Source organism: Rhodococcus sp. NyZ502 (genome assembly GCF_041464245.1).
GTDB lineage: Bacteria > Actinomycetota > Actinomycetes > Mycobacteriales > Mycobacteriaceae > Rhodococcus_F > Rhodococcus_F qingshengii.
This window is the reverse complement of record NZ_CP167155.1, coordinates 4,193,829-4,213,220: the sequence shown is the minus strand read 5'-3', so window position 1 is coordinate 4,213,220 and position 19,392 is coordinate 4,193,829. Positions and strand designations below refer to the sequence as shown.

Sequence of the window (19,392 nt, the reverse complement as noted above, 5' to 3'; positions counted from 1 at the left end):
GACGAGGAATAGATTCTCATGAGTTCTCAGAAGCGTAAGCAGGTCATCCTGGGTGCCTACCTCGGCGGCGTCAACCATCACACTGCGTGGTGGGATCCGCAGGCGGGCAGCCAGATAGAGTTCGATTCTTTCGAGCACACCGCTCGAACCGCCGAGCGTGGGAAGTTCGACTTCTTCTTCCTCGCCGAAGGCCTCGCCCTTCGTGAGCGTGCGGGACAGATTTTCGACCAAGACATCATCGGTAGGCCGGACACCTTCACGGTCCTTGCATCGTTGGCGGCGGTAACCGAACACCTCGGATTGGCCGGCACTATCAATGCCACGTTCAACGAGCCGTACGAACTGGCCCGCCAATTCGCGACGCTCGATCAGTTGTCCGGAGGGCGTGCCGCCTGGAACGTCGTCACCTCGTTCGACGCATTCACCGGCCAGAACTTTCGCCGCGGTGGATACCTCGACCGCGCGCAACGATACGAGCGTGCGGAGGAGACCGTAGCGCTGGTGCGTGAACTGTGGGATTCGTGGCGAAGCGACGACATCGTGGCCGACAAGGCATCAGGGCGCTTTCTCGCGCGACCGGATGCCGGTGAATTCGTCTTTCATGGATCGCATTTCGACGTGAACGGCCGATTCACAGTGCCGCGTAGCCCGCAAGGGCGCCCGGTTATTCTGCAGGCCGGGGTGTCGCCGCAGGGGCGCGATTTTGCTGCCGGCAATGCCGACGCGATCTTCTCACCGTACGGTCAGTTGCCCGAGGCGGCCGATTTCTATCGCGATATCAAAGCACGTGCCGTTGCGGCCGGACGTGACCCGGGCGACATCAAGATCCTGCCGTCGGCGAGTTTTGTTCTCGGCACCTCGGAGGCAGATGCGATCGAGAAGTACCGAGAGATTCGCGACCAGCAGGTCACCGGCCAGACCGCTTTGGTTCTGCTCGAACAGATCTGGAATCTCGATCTGTCGAAGTACGACCCCGAAGGACCACTACCCGATATCGCTCCGGATCCCGAGGCTCCGCCGATCATCCAGGGCCGCGCCTTCATTCACCAAGATCGTTTCGCGACCGTCGCAAAACTGCGCGCGGTCGCCGAGAGCAAGAAGTTGAATCTGCGCGAAGTGGTGATCGATCAGTTCGAGCGTGGACCGATCGTGGGTACACCGCAGCAGGTTGCCGAGAAAATAGATTCGTTTGTCAGCAACGACGGTTCGGACGGATTCATCCTCGGGTCGCACCTCGTGCCGACCGGCCTCGACGAGTTCGTCGACGACGTGGTGCCGCTGTTGCAGGATCGAGGTGTCCTCCGCAGTGACTACGAAGGAACGACGTTGCGTGACAATCTCGGACTGCCCATTCCGGTGCAACGGGAGCATGTGACAGCACGCTGATCGACCGAAGTAGCAAGGGCCCAGCCGAAATCGGCTGGGCCCTCGTTTCGTCTAGGCTTCCCAGGGCGCCGGGATGGGGTAGTAGCTCTCCAGGAACTCCGTGATCTTGCGTGTGCGAAGTTCCAGATCGATCTCCGGAGCGCTGCCGTCGTTGAGGCAGAAGAAGTCCATGGAGCGCTTGGCGAGCAGTGAGTCCATGTCGCGCAAACCGGCCTTGACCGTCGTATCGACGTATTTGACGGCTGCGGACTTCTGCACCACCGACCGTCCACTCATGAGCGTGTAGTAGTGGTACAGCGAATTGGTCACCGAGATATTGGAACTCGCGCGAAAGGTGCTTGCTGCAGTGGCCGCGAAGTCTTCGGCGAACTCGCGTTCCATCTCGGCCATCACGCTCTTGCGTAGTGGCGTCGCTGCGTGCTCCAGATGTCTGGTGGTCATCAGACCGAAGCGGTCCTGCAGCAGACGGCGGTTGACGCGGGCCGCATTCTCGAACCCGCTGCGGTCGTTGTCGTTGTGTCCCAATCCGATTCTGGTGTCGGCCTCGATGAACATGCTGATCCCACCGGGGGAGAAGAACATGTCAGGGCCGACGGGGCGACCGAAGAACATGTCGTCATTGGAGTAGAGGAAATGCTCTGCCAGACCCGGAATATGGTGCAGCTGGCACTCGACAGCTTGAGAATTGTGGGTGGGCAACACACTTGGATCGGCGAAGAACTTTTCGCTGGGCATGAACGTGACTCGCGGATCGTCGGCAAGCCAGTCCGGACGATCGGAATCGGTTGCGACGAAGATCCGCCGGATCCACGGCGCGTACATGTGGATAGATCTAAGTGCGTATTTGAGCTCGTCGATCTGACGGAAGCGCGCTTCTGATTCGTCGCCCTCGCCGACGATGTAGTTCTGCATGCGCTTGGCGCGCTGAGCCTGAAACTCTTTGGAAGAACCGTCGACCCAGGAAAAGACAAGATCGATATCGAAGCTGATATCGGAGGCATGATCGGCGAACATGTTCTCGATGGTCGGCCAGATCCGGCCGAATCGCTCGACGGTTCCTCGGACAGCTTCTTCGGGGAGGACGGTTCGTCGTGTCAGTGAGTTCTCGACGGGTAGGACGATTTCTTCGTCGGAAATCGACCACAATTCGATCTGAACGCCGATGTTCGCGCCGTAGTTCATACCGCTTGCGACGTGAACCCTCGGACGGAACAAGCGGAAGATCCGTGACTTGTTGGTTTTCGACAGGGCACCGTCCGCGACAAGGAGCGCTGGACTCTTCTTCGCGTCGACGGTTTTGGAATAGAAGGGTGCGTTGGCGCATCCCTCGACAAGTGCCTGCCGCAGGTTTTTGCGCTCGGTCCAGCTCACCGCGATCACGGGGCGCTCGTCGTTTCCGCGGACGAGTAGATACTCGATTCCTGCGGCGTCGAGGATGTCGCGGATGAAGAGGAGATCTTCGACCATCGCTTCGAGCGGCGTGGTGGTCGTGATCGCGAGGGCAAAACGATTCTTGAATCGGACGGTCTCGGGTAGCTCGCCCATCCGTGCGCGTGACGCGGCCGACGCCGGCTCCACAGGATTGGGGCTGTCCTGCTCCGGGGGTACGAAGTAGATGTCGTGCGGAGCGGGAGATTCTGTAATGGGATGCCTTCCGATTCTGATCCAGCTGTGTATCTGTCGCCCCCGACGCTGCGAGAGCGTGGTGGCGACGAGCTCAGTCTATGCCGTCGGCGCCGAAAGTCGGACATGAGTGACGGGGATGGGTAGCGCGGGGCGAGTCGGGTACCCCGAGGACCGAAGCGAGAGTGAAGGAGGAGAACCGATGCGTGTGAAAGCGATGGTCGGAACAGGCGCGGTGGCGGTTGCGCTGGCCGCCGGCCCAGTTGCGACAGCGTCTGCGGAGCGAACCGAGGCAGCGGGGTCGGAGGGTTCACCAGAGATGCTGACCTGCGAGGTGGTCTTCGATGCACTCGAAGACATGAGCCCGGAATGGACGGAAGAGGGGATCGATCAGGTCGAAGACTGGTGTGAGGCGATCACCGGCGAAGAAGACTGACCGTCAGCCGCGCGAGATCACTCGTCGCGACAGTCGCCACCGCCCGTCTTCGAGTTCGAACTCGTCCGCGTAGCTCCCGACGCCGCTGAGTTCGGGCGACGTGGCTGTGTCGACGTAGAACGTCCACACCGCATCCGCGCGGGCTGTCGTTTCCGAGGTCACGTCCACGGCGATCGCGGTGGTGATGTGACGCGTGAACGTGCCAGGCCCTTGAATTCCGGCCGCCCTGCGCTCGACTACTCCAGCAGCAATTTCTTCGCGGCCGCGTCGTACCTGTGCGGGGATACCGCGATCGGGGTTGGCCGGCATGTTCCATTCGGCCTCGCGGGTGAACTGCTCCACGTAATCCTCGACCGAGCCGGTATCGGCAAGATGCGCGATGCGAGCGAGCGTTGAACGAATCTGTTCGGCAGGGCCCTCGGGTTGCATGCTGTCCTCCGTAGACTTGGGTGCGGCAGATCGCACGCTACAGCTCATGACGACAACGACGACGGCCTCGTCCCAGTGAGCGGCAATATTCTCCGGCGAGGGAGCGGCGAACTTTGAGATCACCTCGAGTTCAACCGTATTCGGGCGCGCAGCGTAAATGATTGAGTGTTCACGGTAGGCAGCGCCATGACGACTGCCGTGCCCGCAGGCTTGACCGACTCACAGGAGATCGCCATGTCCGTCACCGAACTCGAACGTGTCACCCAGACCCCGGAGCAGATCTACGCTGCCGGCGGAATCACCGTCCACAAAGTAGGCGAGCTGATCGGCGCCCGCATCGACGGCGTCCATCTCTCCGGCGACTTGTCCGAAGAGACCGCCTACGCGATCAACTATGCGCTGGCAGCGCACAAGGTTGTGTTCTTCCGTGGGCAGCGGCATCTCGACGACACGTCGCAGTACGAATTCGCCGGAACCCTCGGCACCCAGACCACCCCGCATCCGACGGTGAAGTCCAGGGGCGACAAGCTGTTGGTGCTCGACCGTGCCGCCAACAGCTGGCACACGGACGTGACGTTTGTCGACCGCATTCCGAAAGCCTCGATTCTGCGAGCGACGACCATTCCCGAGTACGGCGGAGCGACCACGTGGGCGTCGACCACCGCTGCGTACGACCAACTGCCGCCTTCGCTCAAAGTCTTGGTCGAGAATTTGCGGGCCGTTCACACCAATGCCTACGACTATGCCGAGGTTGTCGATCAGGCGAATCCGGTGGACGCGCAGCGCCAGGCCTACTACGCCGAATTCACCCGTGAGATCTACGAGACCGAACACCCGGTGGTGCGTATCCATCCGGCGACGGGGGAGAAGACCCTCCTGCTCGGTCACTTCTTCAAGGAGTTCGTCGGGCTCAAGCCGTCGGAGTCGGTAGCTCTTTACCAGATCCTGCAGGCACGAATCATCAAGTTGGAAAACACTGTTCGATGGAACTGGTCGGCCGGCGACCTGGCGATCTGGGACAACCAGGCGACTCAGCATTACGGTATCGCCGACTACGGGACTCAGGCCCGCAGTGTGCACCGCGTGACGTTGGCCGGTGACGTTCCCGTCGACGTCCACGGTGAGCAGAGCCGCATCATCAAGGGCGATGCATCCGAGTTCTCGATCGTTGCAGACATCGACCGGCTTCCCGGCTTTGTCGCGAACTGATCAGTCGTGCTGCGGGTGATCCGGCGGGAACATCTGTCCCCATGAGTGATTGCATGCTCGGCACGTCCATTCCGGGGTGTCCGGTCCCACGACGCAGCCTGTTCCGGCGAGCCACGGTAGGTGATCGAATGGATGGACCGGCATCCCCGGGGAACACTGAGCGGTTCTGTGTGCACCGCAGAGTGGGCACGACGGATTCTTCGACAGCATGTAGTCGATGAAGTTGGTGTGCCCGGACGTGGCCATCCTTCCGGTGCATTTGCGGCACAGGACGGCTGGGTAGTCGTCACCAGGTTCAGCCTGCCTGAAGATCCGTGATGCGGAATGAAAGTGAAGGCGATCGCCGCTGTTGAACATTCGCAACGGCAGCGGTGAGCGGCAACCTGTGCAGTTTCCCCGCTCGTTCATCAACATTCGGGCGTGGGCAGCTGTGGACGTCGGATCCAGCGTGTCGATGTCGCCGAAGTAGTGCGCGTAGTGTGACTGGCCGGCCGTGAGAATCCGGTCGGCCAGTGCGTCGTCGACCGGCCCCGGGTCCGTGGGAAACGTGATGGACCATCGTTGTTCGAGTTCGGGAACGGTGGGCAAACCGTGGAGTTCGTACGGGCGTTCATCGACTTCAATCGGCGACGTGCCGTCGAACGGCGCAGCCACGGTCTCGATGCAGAGCAGCGTGCGAGGCGTGGTGTCGAGAACAGTGATCAACAGGTCGCCGATGGCCATCTTTCCGCGCATGATCCAGGGATCGACACGGGCACGGGGTTCGAGAAACGCGACCACGGCATCGAGCCACGGCGTGCCGAGTGCGATGAATACGTGCTGACCGGAGCTCCGCGTGATCATCGAACGATTCTCGCAAGGGCTGCCGACAACGTCAGGCTTTGACCACCTTGCGCCCGAGCAGCGATGCAACCAGTCCGTCGACGAAGGTCGCCTGACGGCCGAGAGGATCGGAATCCGCTCCCGCAACGCTGCCGATCGAAATCGATCTCGTCAGGCCGGTCTCGCTGATGAATTCGGCGGCGAGGTGCGCTTCTCGGAATGTGAGGCCGCCCAGATGTGTCGTGTCGTCGACGCCGAGAACACGCCCGTCGATGATGTCCATGTCGAAGTGGACGTGGACGCCGTTCACACCCTGTCCCGCCGCGGCGAGAACGCGAGGCATCAAGGCCGCCATGCCATGGCGATCGATCTCGTCGATCGTCACCAGCAATACCCCGTACTCGTCGAGTGCGCGCTTGTGATCGACCGTGGCGTTCTTGACCCCCACCAAGACGGTGTTCTCCAAACTGGGGCCGTGCAGATCCGCCGCCGACGACAGCAGTTGTTCGATATCGCCGTGGGAGGCGAAAATGATTGCACCCAAATCGGTTCCGGGTTCGGTGGCAATCGGAATTCTGGTGTTCTGCCAGGCCTCGGTAGTGAGCCACAGCGGCAGCGTTGTGAGATCCGCGGCGGCGTTCTCGGCTTGAATGCAGTTGAAACCGATTCCGGACATGTCCTCGCGTAGACCGTGATCGAGGAGATGGCTTGCCAGCCCGGTAGTTTCGAGATCGATCAATTCGACGGTCGCATTGGCATCGATCGGTTCGGTGCCCAGGACGTAGCGCTTTTCGACGTAGGGCGATGTCATCGCCATCAAGAGCGCGCCGTAATCGATCGTGAAGTCGACGGTGCCACCCAGTCGGTATTCGTCACCTGTTTCTCCGGCGTCGACGAGGAGGTGATCGCTGCTGGCGCTGATCACTTTCAGGCGCGGATCTATCGGGGTCAAGCCTTCCGGCGAGATGTCCTCGCGGCCGATGGACAAGATCAGGCGTCGGCTCGGCTTGTCCTCGTTGTCGAAGACGGGGCGTCGGCCGAACGCGTCTTCCCCTGAGACTCCATACGGCCGCGACGGCTTGATCTTGGCCTCGATGATGTCCGCGGTGAGAGTGAAGGCGTCGTTGTTCAGCAGTTCGTACAGTCCTGGGGGAGTCGGTGATTCGGCCAGAACGATGCTGGCACCCAAACGCAGATGGTTGATCCCCTCGGGCATCGTTCCGGTCTCGAGGAGTGGCAGAGAGAACGTATTGCCGCCGGAAACGATCGGCAGTTCGATCGAGAACCGCTTCGTGATTTCGTCGGCAATGTAGACCAGATTCGACAGGTTGTCGACGGTTGGCTGGATGCCGCCGACGCACGCGAGATTCGCGCCGATTCCGATCAGTCTGATGCCCTCGATGGGAAGGATTTCGGCGACTACATCCAACGCCTCCGCCGGCAGGATCCCTTCGCGGAGATCTCCGAGGTCGATCATCAGCACGATGTCGTGGATTACTCCTCGCGCCCGTGCTGCTCTGCCCAGAGCAACAATCGTCGTCAACTCCGAGTTGAGGCTGATGTCCGCGTAGCGGATCGTGTCGTCGATCTCGTTCAGCGACGGTGCGCGGATCAGCATCAGGGGAACGGTGATGCCGTCGCGGCGAATGCGGGCCAGGTTGTCCAGGCGGGAGTCGGCGATCTGCGTGACGCCGCCGCGGACCATTGCTCGTGCCACTTTGGGGGAGCCGCACGTAGATTTGCTGACACCGGCCACCGATATACCGTGAGCGCTGGACGCCTCGACGAGGACGCGCGCATTCTGTTCGATACGACGCAGGTCGACGGTGATGGTCGGTCCGGTCATGATCTCCCCGTTTTCTCCGAAGGCGGTTCACGATCCGGGCATTCGAGACCGGACGGTTGGCGTGAGCTGGGCAACTTTGCTCCAACTGTTGTGTCGCAGGACACTTACGTGCAGTATGAGGATACAACAGTTTCCTACCAGGCACTCTAGAGGAGCGTCGATGGCTACTCTCGTCAAACACGTACTTCGGCGCAAGCCGGCTTTGCAGATAGACCAGGAGACCGGCGCAGATACCAACGGCGGCGAGCTGACCCGCAGTATCGGTTTGGCGCAGTTGTCCATGTTCGGCATCGGCGCCACGATCGGCACCGGTATCTTCTTCGTCCTCTCGCAGGCAGTCCCGGTTGCGGGTCCGGCAGTGATCATCTCCTTCGTTGTTGCCGGTGTCGTCGCGGGACTCACAGCGATTTGTTACGCGGAGTTGGCCGGAGCTGTCCCGGCGTCGGGCTCGTCGTATTCCTACGCTTACGCGACGCTCGGAGAGCTTCCGGCCATGGCCGTCGGCGCGTGTCTGCTTCTCGAGTACGGAGTCTCGGCCGCGGCGGTGTCCGTCGGATGGTCGCAGTACTTGAACCAGCTACTGGGCAACCTCTTCGGGTTCCAGATCCCCGACGCGTTGTCACAAGCGCCGGAGCAGGGCGGCATCATCAATCTGCCCGCAGTGATCCTGGTGTGCCTGTGCGGTGTTCTGCTCATCCGCGGCGCCAGTGAATCGGCCAAGGCCAACGCCATCATGGTCTCGATCAAACTCGCAATTCTGCTGCTCTTCATCGTGGTCGGCATCGCCGGATGGAACAGCAATCACTTCGCCGACTTCGCACCGTTCGGATTCAGTGGCGTCATGTCCGCCGCCGGAATCATCTTCTTCTCGTACATCGGCCTCGACGCTGTGTCCACCGCCGGCGAAGAAGTGAAGAACCCTCGTCGCAATCTCCCTCTCGCGATCCTCATTGCGCTCGTGTCCGTCACCGCGATCTACATCGCCGTTGTCGCCGTCGCGATCGGTGCACAGGATTCCGCATCGTTCGAAGGTCAGGAAGCCGGACTGTCCGCGATCCTCGAACAGGTAACCGGATCTACCTGGCCGGGAACGCTTCTGGCCGCCGGTGCGGTGATCTCGATCTGCAGCGTCACGCTCGTGGTCATCTACGGTCAGACCCGTATTTTATTCGCGATGTCACGCGACGGCATGATTCCGTCGATCTTCCACAAGGTGAACCCGCGGACTCTGACGCCGGTGCCCAACACCATCATCGTCTGTGTCGTCATCAGCATTCTGGCCGGTTTCATTCCGATCAACTTCCTCGCCGAAATGACCAGCATCGGAACCCTGGTGGCCTTCCTTGTGGTCTCGATCGGGGTCATCATCCTGCGGCGCAGTGACCCGGACCTGCCGCGCAGCTTCAAAGTTCCCGGCTATCCGGTGACGCCGATCCTCTCGATCCTGGGCTGTCTGTGGATCATCAAGGACCTCCGAACCGTCACGATCTACGTGTTCCTCGTCTGGGTGACCGTCGCGATCATCTGGTACTTCGCCTACGGTATGAAGCACTCGCGCCTCGGTGCGAAGAACCGCGCCGAATTGGGCTCGGAGTCCGAGTCATGACGCTGCTCGCGGGATACGCACCCGACGGTGACAGTTCCGGAACCGTCCATCTTGCAACGCTGTTGGCGCGCTCGTCCGGTGAACCGCTGGTGATCTGCGCGGTGATTCCCTCGCCGCCACCGCCCGGAATGGCGCGTGTCGACGCCGAATACCACCAGCAGTTGCGAGCCGAAGCCGAAGCGGCGCTGGCGAAAGCGCGGGCAGACATGCCCTCCGACGTCGATGTGACCTATGTCGTGCATGAGGCTCAGTCGACGTCGAGTGGCCTGCTCGATCTTGTTCACGAGCACGAAGCCAAGATGATCGTCCTGGATTCGTCCACAGCCGGGGTGTTCGGTCACGTGGCTCTCGGCAGTGTCACCTCCCGCTTGCTGCACAGCTCCGACGTTCCGGTCGCGCTGGCGCCGAGGGGATTTCGAACCAAGCCCGGTGAGGTGGTTCGCCGCGTCACCGCCGCCTACTCGGGCACACCAGATCAGGACGATCTGGTGCTCGCCGCCGCGACTGTGGCTGCGCGTGTCGATGCCGGACTCAGGTTGGCGGCGTTTGCAGTTCGTGCGAACGCGCAGTACACGACCACGCTCGGGACCGAGGGGGATTCGCCGATCATCTCCGAGTGGGCCGAGGTGGTCGAGCGTGAGACCAACGCTGCCTTCGAGCGCGTGCGTGCACTGCCCGAAATACCCGACGTCATGGAATCGGTTATCAGCCATGGCCGTAACTGGGCCGAGGCGCTCGAGGGCGTCGAGTGGGATCGAGGTGACGTTCTGACGGTCGGCTCGAGCAAGGCGGGTCCACTGGCCCGGGTGTTCCTCGGCAGTCGGGCAGCGAAGATCGTGCGGTACTCGCCGGTTCCGGTGGTGGTGGTCCCGCGATCCGCGTCGACCCGAATAGTCGATCAGGCCGAAGCGGAATAGAGATCAGGGCCGACGAGCGGAGTGCTTGTCGGCCCTGTTCTTTCAGACGGAGCGAGCGAAGAGCGCCGGCTCGGAGCCGGGAACCTGAGAGACCTGCTCTCGGGCAACCAGATGGCGAAGGTGAGCTGCGCCCTCGGAGAGCGCCATCGTCTTTCCCATCGGGGAGATCTCGGCCCACGGCTTGTACCACTTCATCTTTGCCGCGACGTCCCACACGGTGAGCTTGTCGTCGGCGAACTCCTGCAGCAGGTGATCGAGTCGTTCCTGGTGGTGCTCGATCAGCTCGCCGGCGCGACCTCCGACGTCGTCGATCGGAATGCCGTGAGCGCCGAGACCGCGGGTGATGTTCATGTTCTGCACCCGTGCGAGCGAGTCGAGGAAATCGGCGAGGGCGTCACGCTCGTCGAGTGGGTACACGAAGTTGCCGACGTGTGGGGTTGTCTTCTGCAGGACGTGGTCGCCGGTGAACATGACGTCGGCGTCGTCGAGGTAGAAGCAGACGTGGCCAGGGGTGTGGCCGGGGGTGTAGACAACGCGGAGGCCGCGGCCGGTCAGCGCGATGATCTCGTCGTCCGCGAGAAGGCGGTCGGGAGCGGACTCGGGGCCCACGGGAGACTCACCCGCGGCAGTCAACCGGAAGGCATCGCGGTCGGCTTTGGGGGCTCCAGCGCGTTCCATGTTCTCGAGCTGGTAGGCCATCCACTCGTCGTCGCGTGCAGTCGACATCTGATCGAACAGGTAGTGGTCGTCCTCGTGCATCGCGATCCAGGCGCCGGATGCCTCGCGGACCCGCCCGCACAGTCCGGTGTGGTCCGGATGGAAGTGCGTGACTACGACCCCCTCGATGTCGGTCACCGAATGCCCTATCTCGGCGAGCCCCGCGTTTAGGCCCTGCCAGCCGTTGTCGTCGCCCCAACCAGCGTCGACCAAGATCAGTCCGCCGGGGGATTCCATGGCGTAGACGAGCGTGTGCCCGAGCGGGTTGTCCGTGATCGGGACAGGAATCTGAAATATGCCATCACCGATGGCTGCCGCACCGTTCATATCAAGTACCTCTTAACGATAAGGGAACGCACTCTTAGTACTTCATGTTTACCGTGCGCTCGATTGGTCGGTGACACAGGTCCTGCCTGGCGGGAGTTCGGCATGTTTTCGGTCGACTTCGGATCGGTGAGAGTTTTATCGACTGAATGGTCTCATTGAGGCGAAAAATGTTGCTGAATAGAGTGTTTCGCGAGTTCGTTGAATTGGGCGCGTCCTCGGATGGCAGATCCGTCGAGCCGCCGCGCACTAGCCTCCGAGGGACAGGCGCGCTGTGCGGTTATCGAGAAAGACGGGTCATGCGTTTTCAGGTTCTGGACATCATTTTCAACCCACCCCATCCAGTGACCGGCGAGGAAGTTGCCCCGTCCGATCGGCTCAACCGCGTCGTCGAACTGGCGGTTCTCGCCGAAGAACTAGGTATCGATTCGTTCTCGGTGGGTGAGCGCCACGCCGGGCCGGTTCTTTCGTCGGCGCCAACCGTCGTTTTGGGGGCAATTGCGCAGGCCACAGACAGAATCCTGCTGTCGACAGGTGTCACGGTCCTTTCGCTACTCGACCCGATCCGAGTCGCCGAAGATTTCGGAACCATCGATCAACTCAGCCGGGGACGCCTCGAGATCGTGATCGGCAAGGGCAACGAGGTTCTTCAATACCCGCTCCTCGGTCTGGACATCGCCAAGCAGTACGAGTACCTCACCGAGAACTACGAACTCCTCAAACTGCTGATCAGCGAGGAAAACGTCAAGTGGGTGGGAACGCACCGGCCTTCGCTCGAGGACGCGACGACGCTACCGCGTCCTTTCGACGGCCCGTTCCGTATCTGGCACGGATCGGCTACCTCGTTCGAGGCCGTCGAACTCGCGGCGAAGTGGGGCGACCCCATCGTCACCGCCAACGCCTTCCAGCCTCGTGAGAACTACAAAGTGCTGATCGACCACTACCGCGAGCAGTACCTGGCGTACGGATATGACCCGGCCAAGGCGTATGTCGGTTCGGGTTCGGGCGGATTGTTCCTCGCCGACACGACCGAGCAGGCCATCGAAGAGTTCCGTCCGATCTACGAGGGCGCCGTTGCACAAGCTGACAAACGCAAGCACGACCCCAAAGCGGTCGGAAAGTCGACGAGCTTCCGGACGATCGAGGAAGCCGTCGACCGCGGGCCGGCGTTGGTCGGGTCTTCGGAGCGAGTCGCCGAGAAGATCCTCGATTACCACCAGAGCTACGGCCACGATTTCCAATCGGTGTCGGTCAATCACGTGCTCGACTTCGAGCAGCAGAAGGACACTCTGCGCCGCTTTGCCGAGGAGGTCATCCCGCTGGTGAAGGCCGAACTGTCGACGACGCTGTGGACCTCGGCCGACAAAGATCGGGCGAAGGGTTTCACCGCCGTCGACTGAGCGGAGAAGTCTGACTGTCGGGTAAGCAGGTCCGGCGCTGCGACCGCTCACAAGCTGCAGTAACTTGTTACCGACATCGCGGTCGGTTTTGACCGCAATGAAGGTATCCGTGAGTGGGAGTAGTGCGTTGACGTTGGGTGTGAACTCGCTTCCCGCGAACGAGCTGAGTCAGACGCTGTGGGTCGATCTGTTTCCTTGGCTGGACGACTACGTATCCGATCGTGCTGCGCTGCTCGAGCCGCTGGCACCGTCACCTGATTGGTGGTTCAGCGAAGCGCCGTCGTTCACTGTTCTCGAGGTCGATCTCGAGAAGGTTCTCTCCGAGCTGGCGTCCCTCTACATCGCTCACCACGCGGCAGCGGTATTAAGAGCGAGCTTTCCGCTACTTGGTGAAGATCTCCCGCTGGAGGTGTTGAGTCTCGATACTCGCGCAGTGACTGCACTGTCTCGGCTCACCACCGACAAAGCAATCGGCGGACTGCTGATGCACACGACCGCTGAGATCTTCGGCGTGCGCGGAACGAGCGAACAGACGGTGCACGACATAGTGCTCAACCTGTTGGTCTGTGCGGTCATGACGACTCCGCTCGCCCGCGTCGAGGCCAATGAGGAAGCAGGTGCCCCACCCGCGATCACAGCGCTGCTCGACGATCTCGCTCAGCTTGCTATGTGGCGACGGGTCCGAGGTCAGGACAGCAGACCACTCGTCACCGTCGAGATCGACGACGAATCTCCGGCCTCGATTCAGGAAGTTGCCGCCCGGATCTCGGCTCTGACGCCGAACGACTTGCCCGACACGGACCGTACCGACGCGATGGACGAGATCGACAATCTCTTCTCGCAGCTGGATGAGCGGGAGTCGTTGGTGTTGCGTGAGCGGATCGTGGCGCGAGTTCCGCAGCGCAGGGGAGCGATCGGAGCCAAGCTCGGTGTGGGCTCGGGGCGAGTCGGGCAGATCGAGGCCGACGTGAAAGCCAAACTCAACGCGGCGTGCGGATTCGGGACGGCGGTGGGGAACCTGCTTGCAAGCCTGCGGGTCGAGATTCAGCCGGTAGCTTCGCTTGATCGCCTCCTCGACGTGCATCCGAGCATCGCGGCGGAGGTGCCTGGTTACGGAGTTCCGCTGTGGTTGGTTCTGGACCGTCTCGACGACTACTTCGAGGTGACTGACGGTTGGGCTGCCGCTCCGGGCGTCGCGGAGGCCAAGAAGCGGACTCAGACCTTGCTCGAGGACTTTGAGTCCCCGAACGGTGTGGTTGCACTCGACGACGTCGCCGAAGTGGTGTCGATGTCACGCGGCGAACTGGAGAAGTGGCTTGCGTGGTGCGGCGTTGTCGTTGTGGCGGAGTCTGCGCTGACGCGTGCGCGTCGGATCTCCGATCTGGCAGTCGGCGCGCTCGAAGCCGTCGGATCGCCGAAGTCCGTCGTCGAGCTAGTGGACTTACTGAAGTCCGATCGCAGTGAGCGGTCGATCGAGCGCGCGCTCGAGGCCGACGATCGCGTGGCGCTCGACGGCGCAGTGTGGCGGCTGCACGCCTGGGGAAGCGCGGATTCCGTTGGGGAGGAACCGGTTTCTTCGGGAGAGGCTGAAGAAGCCAGTGAGTTCAACATTGGTGGTGACGGGATAGTCCGGCGCAAGCGGACACGCAACACTGCGAAGACGCCAGAGTTGACTCGCCGCCTGTACCGGTCAGGTAGTACGTGGCGGTATCGACTGACTGTGACCGCAGATCATCTGCGGGGCTCCGGATTTGCTGTACCCGCCGGTGTTGCAGTCGCTGCCGGCTGTGTGCGCGGTGAGACCATCGAGTTGGAGAGCCACCTCGGCGTTCAAGCAGTTCGGTGGACCGGAGCGCAGCCGACGTTCGGCACTATCCGCCGATTCCTGCGTGAACTCTCCGCTGTGGAGGGCGAAGACGTGTTGCTCGAGCTGTGGCAAGACGGAACCTTCCGCGTGGTCCGACCGGCGATCGTTCACTCTGACATCGACCCACTACGTCAGGCACTTGCAGAGGTTGGCAATCGCGAGCCATTGCGAACTGCCGCGAGACATGTGGTGCGGATTCTCGCCGAAGCCGTGTGTCTGGACGGCGAAGACCGTCCACGAAAGATACTGCGCGCGTACGAAGATCGTGGTGAAGACGTGGTTTTGGACTTCCTGGAGGCGGCATGGAGGCGCGGCGAAGCATCCGAAATCGACGAGGTAGAGGGTAAGGATGCATCCCATGACTGACGTCGCGGACACTCGCATAGTGGGCACCAAGATCCTTGCTGCGGACGAGTCCCTCGCCGGCGCCATCGGCTTGCACCACACCATCGCGACAGCCCTCGCCGATCTGATCGACAACAGCCTCGACGCCGAGGCCTCCCACGTGCTGATCAGGTTCGTTCAGGACGGCACACGGATCGTGTCGATGATGGTGATCGACAACGGCTCCGGCATGGACAGTGACACCATTGATTCCGCGATGACCTACGGCCGCCGACGCGACTATGCCGCCGGGGACCTGGGTCATTTCGGTGTAGGGATGAAGGCGGCGTCGTTGAGTCAGGCTCGGTTGCTCCGAGTGTGGTCTCGAAAGTCCGGGCACCCGACGCAGGGCCGCGAGATCGACTCGGCCTCAGTGCAGGGGCGTCAGTCAGTTTCGGTGATCGAGGACCGGCAAGCCGAAGAATTCTTCGACGCAGTCACGCCCCGCTTTCCCTTCGACACCGGAACTGTTGTCGAATGGCGCGGCATCACAACATTTCTCATGTCCGCGCACGCGGACGAGCAGACCAGCTGGCTCGAACAGACCATCAACGACGTGCGCAGTCACCTCGGCGTCGTATTTCACCGTCTCATCGAATCCGGCCGGATCGCTCTGACTGTGGATGTCTTCGACGTCGAAGCGGGACGCGCCGGCGCGCTGCGCACAGTCAGTGCCATCGACCCGTTCCGGTATCCGCGCACAGGCGACCCCAACTACCCTCGGACACTTACCGTGTCGATCGCCGGTGCCACAGTAACCGCCGAAGCTCACCTGTGGCCCGCCCGGAGCAATGCACCGGAATTTCGCATCCACGGCGCCCCCGGCCGCGACCAGCAGGGGCTCTACTTCTATCGGCACGATCGACTCCTGCAGATCGGCGGCTGGAACGCGATAGTGCGGGGCCGACCGGACCACGGATTGGCACGAATTGCTGTCGATCTGAACGATTCTCTGCTGCAGCACATCACCATCAATCCCGAGAAATCGGGGGTGACGCTCGACGCCACTGCGTCGGCTGCCGTCGACGGGGCCGTCTTCACGGATTGCAACGGTGGATTCCGTTCGTATCTGATGGATGCCGAGCGCGTCGTGCGGGCAGCCCGAAGTTCTGCACCTCGGCCGATCAGCGTCATCGAGCCGGCATCCGGCTTTCCGGAAGACGTGCTCGATTCCTTCAGCGACGCCTTCGAATTCAGCGTCGGTGATGATCCTGTTGCTGTGGGTTGGCGAGCCTTGGCGCGTGATCAGTTCTTCGAAGTCGACCTCAAGACTCGGACTTTGTGGATCAATGCGCGTTTTCGGCGTGATCTGCTCGGACGTCGCAGTCTCGACCCGGCTGATGCTCCGGTGCTCAAGACTCTTGTCTTCCTGTTGGTGAGTGAGATGTTCGAAGGAACGAGAATCGGCGCTCGTCAGAGGGAAAAGATGCAGGCGTGGCAGGAAGTGTTGATTTCCGCAGTGGCAGCGCACCGGGAGCAGGTAGTGCAGTGAGTGATGAAGTATTCCGTGCGGTTGCGCGTGAACTCGGTGACGGGTTTCCGCCCGAGAACGTGCTCTACCCGGTCAACGCGCGCCTGCGAGCGAGCTATCCGGATGGCCTGACCATCGCGGACATCATCGATGTGTTCCTCGATGAGAGTGCTGTCGGTGTACGAACGGCGCTCACCTCGCGTCTACGGCAGTGGGATGCGGAAAGTGTCGAGACGTGGGTAGGCTCGACTGTTCCGCAAAGTCCGGAACGGCGGGCTCGGATCTACGACTTGTTGGGATTGCCGGTCGACGCCCACGCCGAGATGGATGCGCACTTCCCTCGCGAAGGTGGGCCCGTTGTCATTGCGGCTCAGCAGCCGTGGGACCCCTGGTACACCTCCGAACGCCGCCGCGAGCACGACTTCTATTGGCGCGCTTACAAGCGAGTTCTAGCCGACAAGAACTGGGACGAGGCGACAATCGGAAAGCTGGACATTGCAACCACTGAGGTTGTGCACCGGCTTGCGGATCCGACGCGGCCCGAGCCGTATCAGTCCAAAGGTTTGGTGGTCGGCTACGTCCAGAGCGGGAAGACGGCGAATTTCAGCGGCGTGGTGGCCAAGGCGATCGACGCTGGGTACCGCTTGGTCATCGTGTTGACCGGCACGATCGAGATTCTCCGGAGCCAGACTCAGCGACGCCTCGACATGGAATTGGTCGGTCGTCAAAACATCAGTGCCGGTGTGGACGACGACTACGCCAACGACGAGGACTGGCGGGACGGGAACTTTCTCGAACACGAAATCGATCCGAACAAGACCAATGAAATCCCGGCTATCCGTCGACTCACCACCTCGACCTTTGACTACAAGAGCCTGCTCGCGGGCCTGAGCGCACTGCACTTCGAAACCGTGGATCACTCCCTTCCGCTGAATGATCCGAAGAATCTGTACCCCAGCAATATTCGCATCGCGGTCGTGAAGAAGAACGTCTCCAGCCTCAAGAAGCTGGTGGCCGATCTGAAGAAAGTGCCGACCGAACTCGATCAGATTCCTGCCCTGATCATCGACGACGAAGCCGATCAGGCATCGGTGAACACGATCGATCCGAAGAAGATGAAAACCGAGCAGGTCGAGCGGACGGCGATCAACGGTCAGATTGCCGAGATCCTCGGTCTACTCGAGCGTGCCCAGTACATCGGTTACACCGCAACACCTTTTGCCAATGTGTTTGTCGATCCGGAAGACAGCGTCAACGTCTTTCCTTCGGACTTCATCGTCAGTCTCGAGCGGCCCGGCCCGTACATGGGTGGTGCGGACTTCCACGATCTAGACGATCTCGAAGACGACGACAAGACTCCGGCCAATTCGAACCAGAAAGCGTACGTACGGGATCTCCGGGCCGAGTGCGACGAGGATCGCTCAGCCGAGCAGTTGCGAGCGCTCGACTCGTTTGTCCTGACCGGGGCGATCAAGCTATTCCGGGAATCGAAGGGCGCCAAGCCGTATCGGCACCACACGATGCTGGTGCACGAATCGGTGAAGCAGGCCGAGCATGACGCCGTAGCCGACGACTTCAAGGCCTTGTGGAAATCGGCCGGATACAGCCAGGCCAAGAGTCTTTCCCGGCTGGACAAGCTCTGGGCCGAAGACTTTGCGGTGGTGAGTGCGGCTCGGGGCAGTGAACTGGAGAATCCTGGTTCGTTTGCCGAGTTGGAGGAATTCATCGGCGCTGCCTACGACAAGATTTCCGAGGGAACCAGCCCCGTTATCGTGGTCAACGGTGCGGCCGAGAAGGACTACAAACAGGATTCCCTCGATTTCCAGGAACGCGGCGTGTGGAAGATTCTGGTCGGCGGCACGAAGCTGAGTCGCGGCTTCACGGTCGAGGGCCTGACCATCACTTATTATACGCGTCGAACGGGCCAAGCTGACACATTGATGCAGATGGGACGATGGTTCGGATTCCGCCCCGGGTACCGAGACTTGGTGCGCCTGTTCATCGGCCGCACGGTTGGCGGACCCGCCGGCGCGGACTACGACATGTACAAGGCGTTCGAGGCGATCGTTCGGGACGAGCAGGAGTTCCGGAACGAGCTCACTCGGTTCAGCGGCGTGAACGAGAAGGGCGAACCGTGGGTCACTCCACGCGATGTGCCGCCGATGGTGTTTCAGCAGCTGCCGTGGCTGAGGCCAACGGCTCGAAACAAGATGTTCAACGCCGATCTGGTTTATCGAGGCATGGGCGGTGAAAGTTTCAGCTTCACGATGCAGCCCCCGCGAGGTGACGGTTCGATCAACGCTCGGCACTTCGACGCGGTTGCACCATTATTGAAGTCGTTGGGCGAAACAGGGTCCTTCAATTTCGTTGACAAGGATGATGTTTCGCGATCGTTCACTGCGCGATACGGCATTGTCCCTGCCCATGTGGTGTTGGAGGCCGTCGACCAGTTCGAGTGGGCGAACGGGTGGGATTTCGGTCCCCACCGCGAAGCGCTTTCGACCGCAATCGAATCCGGATTGCTCGAAGACTTCGCAGTTCTGCTGCCGTATCCCAAGACCCGGGAGCCGATCGAGATCAAGGGTTGGCACGAGAAACTTCCGATCGTCAATCGCAAGCGTCAGGAACGCGAGTACCGAACAGGTTTCACCGGTACGGCAGTTCGTGAGCGCGATGCGATCGAGCACATTGCGGGCAGCCCGAAGAAGAACGGTGGACCGCTTGCGGGTGCACTTCATCGGAAGACTCGCGGTGCATTGATTCTGGTATTGGCGAACGATCCGGCTCCTCGTCAGTTGAAACGGGCACAGGCTGGTCCCGTGGACTCGCGCGATTTTGCGACGTTGTTCTCGTACGCGCTTCCGCACGCGGCGGAGCCGTTGGGGCGAATCGGTTTTCGGGTGAAGCAGTCAGGTACAGGGGCGATCGTCGATGCGAACTAGGTGTGTTGTGGTG

The 19,392-nt window shown here is 61.4% G+C and carries 14 protein-coding genes; 9 read left to right on the top strand and 5 right to left on the bottom strand.

Annotation, left to right across the window (positions count from 1 at the left end):
• The first annotated feature begins 18 nt into the window (after positions 1-18).
• The gene (locus ACBG85_RS19270) at positions 19-1,386 is read left to right on the top strand and encodes an NtaA/DmoA family FMN-dependent monooxygenase (protein ID WP_047269826.1); all 1,368 of its coding nucleotides are present in this window, start codon (positions 19-21) and stop codon (positions 1,384-1,386) included.
• Positions 1,387-1,437: 51 nt separating this feature from the next.
• Here the strand turns inward: ACBG85_RS19270 and ACBG85_RS19265 are convergent, their stop codons facing one another.
• A complete protein-coding gene (locus ACBG85_RS19265) occupies positions 1,438-2,931 on the bottom strand; it encodes a stealth family protein (RefSeq protein WP_020970156.1) in 1,494 nt (497 codons plus the stop codon).
• 280 nt (positions 2,932-3,211) lie between these two features.
• Between ACBG85_RS19265 and ACBG85_RS19260 the strand changes: the two genes are divergently transcribed.
• Positions 3,212-3,445: a hypothetical protein gene (locus ACBG85_RS19260; RefSeq protein ID WP_047269827.1), complete on the top strand. Its 234-nt coding sequence runs from the start codon at positions 3,212-3,214 to the stop codon at positions 3,443-3,445.
• Positions 3,446-3,448: 3 nt separating this feature from the next.
• Here the strand turns inward: ACBG85_RS19260 and ACBG85_RS19255 are convergent, their stop codons facing one another.
• Entirely contained in the window at positions 3,449-3,874 is a 426-nt protein-coding gene (locus ACBG85_RS19255; protein ID WP_054187335.1) for a nuclear transport factor 2 family protein, read from the bottom strand.
• A 234-nt stretch (positions 3,875-4,108) separates the two neighbouring features.
• On the opposite strand from ACBG85_RS19255, the gene ACBG85_RS19250 reads away from it, so the two are divergent.
• Positions 4,109-5,083, top strand: coding sequence for a TauD/TfdA dioxygenase family protein (locus ACBG85_RS19250; RefSeq protein ID WP_372027882.1), 975 nt, complete (start codon positions 4,109-4,111; stop codon positions 5,081-5,083).
• On the opposite strand, the gene ACBG85_RS19245 is transcribed toward ACBG85_RS19250, so the two are convergent.
• Together ACBG85_RS19245 and ACBG85_RS19240 are read right to left on the bottom strand one after the other, a co-directional pair.
• Positions 5,084-5,926, bottom strand: coding sequence for a hypothetical protein (locus tag ACBG85_RS19245; RefSeq protein WP_050655380.1), 843 nt, complete (start codon positions 5,924-5,926; stop codon positions 5,084-5,086).
• A gap of 31 nt (positions 5,927-5,957) precedes the next feature.
• Positions 5,958-7,751 (bottom strand): alanine racemase, encoded by a 1,794-nt coding sequence (locus ACBG85_RS19240; protein WP_372024415.1) that lies wholly within the window; start codon positions 7,749-7,751, stop codon positions 5,958-5,960.
• A gap of 160 nt (positions 7,752-7,911) precedes the next feature.
• On the opposite strand from ACBG85_RS19240, the gene ACBG85_RS19235 reads away from it, so the two are divergent.
• The gene (locus ACBG85_RS19235; protein ID WP_046378864.1) at positions 7,912-9,357 is read left to right on the top strand and encodes an amino acid permease; all 1,446 of its coding nucleotides are present in this window, start codon (positions 7,912-7,914) and stop codon (positions 9,355-9,357) included.
• Positions 9,354-10,274 carry a universal stress protein gene (locus ACBG85_RS19230; protein WP_003940649.1) on the top strand — a complete coding sequence of 307 codons (921 nt, stop codon included), beginning with the start codon at positions 9,354-9,356 and terminating at the stop codon, positions 10,272-10,274. Before ACBG85_RS19235 ends, ACBG85_RS19230 begins: the two co-directional genes overlap by 4 nt.
• A 42-nt stretch (positions 10,275-10,316) precedes the next feature.
• Here ACBG85_RS19230 and ACBG85_RS19225 read toward each other — a convergent pair whose 3' ends face one another.
• Positions 10,317-11,318: an MBL fold metallo-hydrolase gene (locus ACBG85_RS19225; RefSeq protein ID WP_095971500.1), complete on the bottom strand. Its 1,002-nt coding sequence runs from the start codon at positions 11,316-11,318 to the stop codon at positions 10,317-10,319.
• Between the two features lie 296 nt (positions 11,319-11,614).
• On the opposite strand from ACBG85_RS19225, the gene ACBG85_RS19220 reads away from it, so the two are divergent.
• The 4 genes from ACBG85_RS19220 to ACBG85_RS19205 all read left to right on the top strand — a co-directional run bounded on the left by ACBG85_RS19220 (position 11,615) and on the right by ACBG85_RS19205 (position 19,379).
• Positions 11,615-12,715: an LLM class flavin-dependent oxidoreductase gene (locus ACBG85_RS19220; RefSeq protein WP_372024413.1), complete on the top strand. Its 1,101-nt coding sequence runs from the start codon at positions 11,615-11,617 to the stop codon at positions 12,713-12,715.
• A gap of 109 nt (positions 12,716-12,824) precedes the next feature.
• Positions 12,825-14,948 (top strand): hypothetical protein, encoded by a 2,124-nt coding sequence (locus ACBG85_RS19215; protein ID WP_372024411.1) that lies wholly within the window; start codon positions 12,825-12,827, stop codon positions 14,946-14,948.
• Positions 14,941-16,458 carry an ATP-binding protein gene (locus ACBG85_RS19210; protein WP_372024409.1) on the top strand — a complete coding sequence of 506 codons (1,518 nt, stop codon included), beginning with the start codon at positions 14,941-14,943 and terminating at the stop codon, positions 16,456-16,458. The genes ACBG85_RS19215 and ACBG85_RS19210 overlap by 8 nt, the downstream gene beginning before the upstream one ends.
• The gene (locus ACBG85_RS19205; RefSeq protein ID WP_372024406.1) at positions 16,455-19,379 is read left to right on the top strand and encodes a Z1 domain-containing protein; all 2,925 of its coding nucleotides are present in this window, start codon (positions 16,455-16,457) and stop codon (positions 19,377-19,379) included. The genes ACBG85_RS19210 and ACBG85_RS19205 overlap by 4 nt, the downstream gene beginning before the upstream one ends.
• Positions 19,380-19,392: the final 13 nt, after the last annotated feature.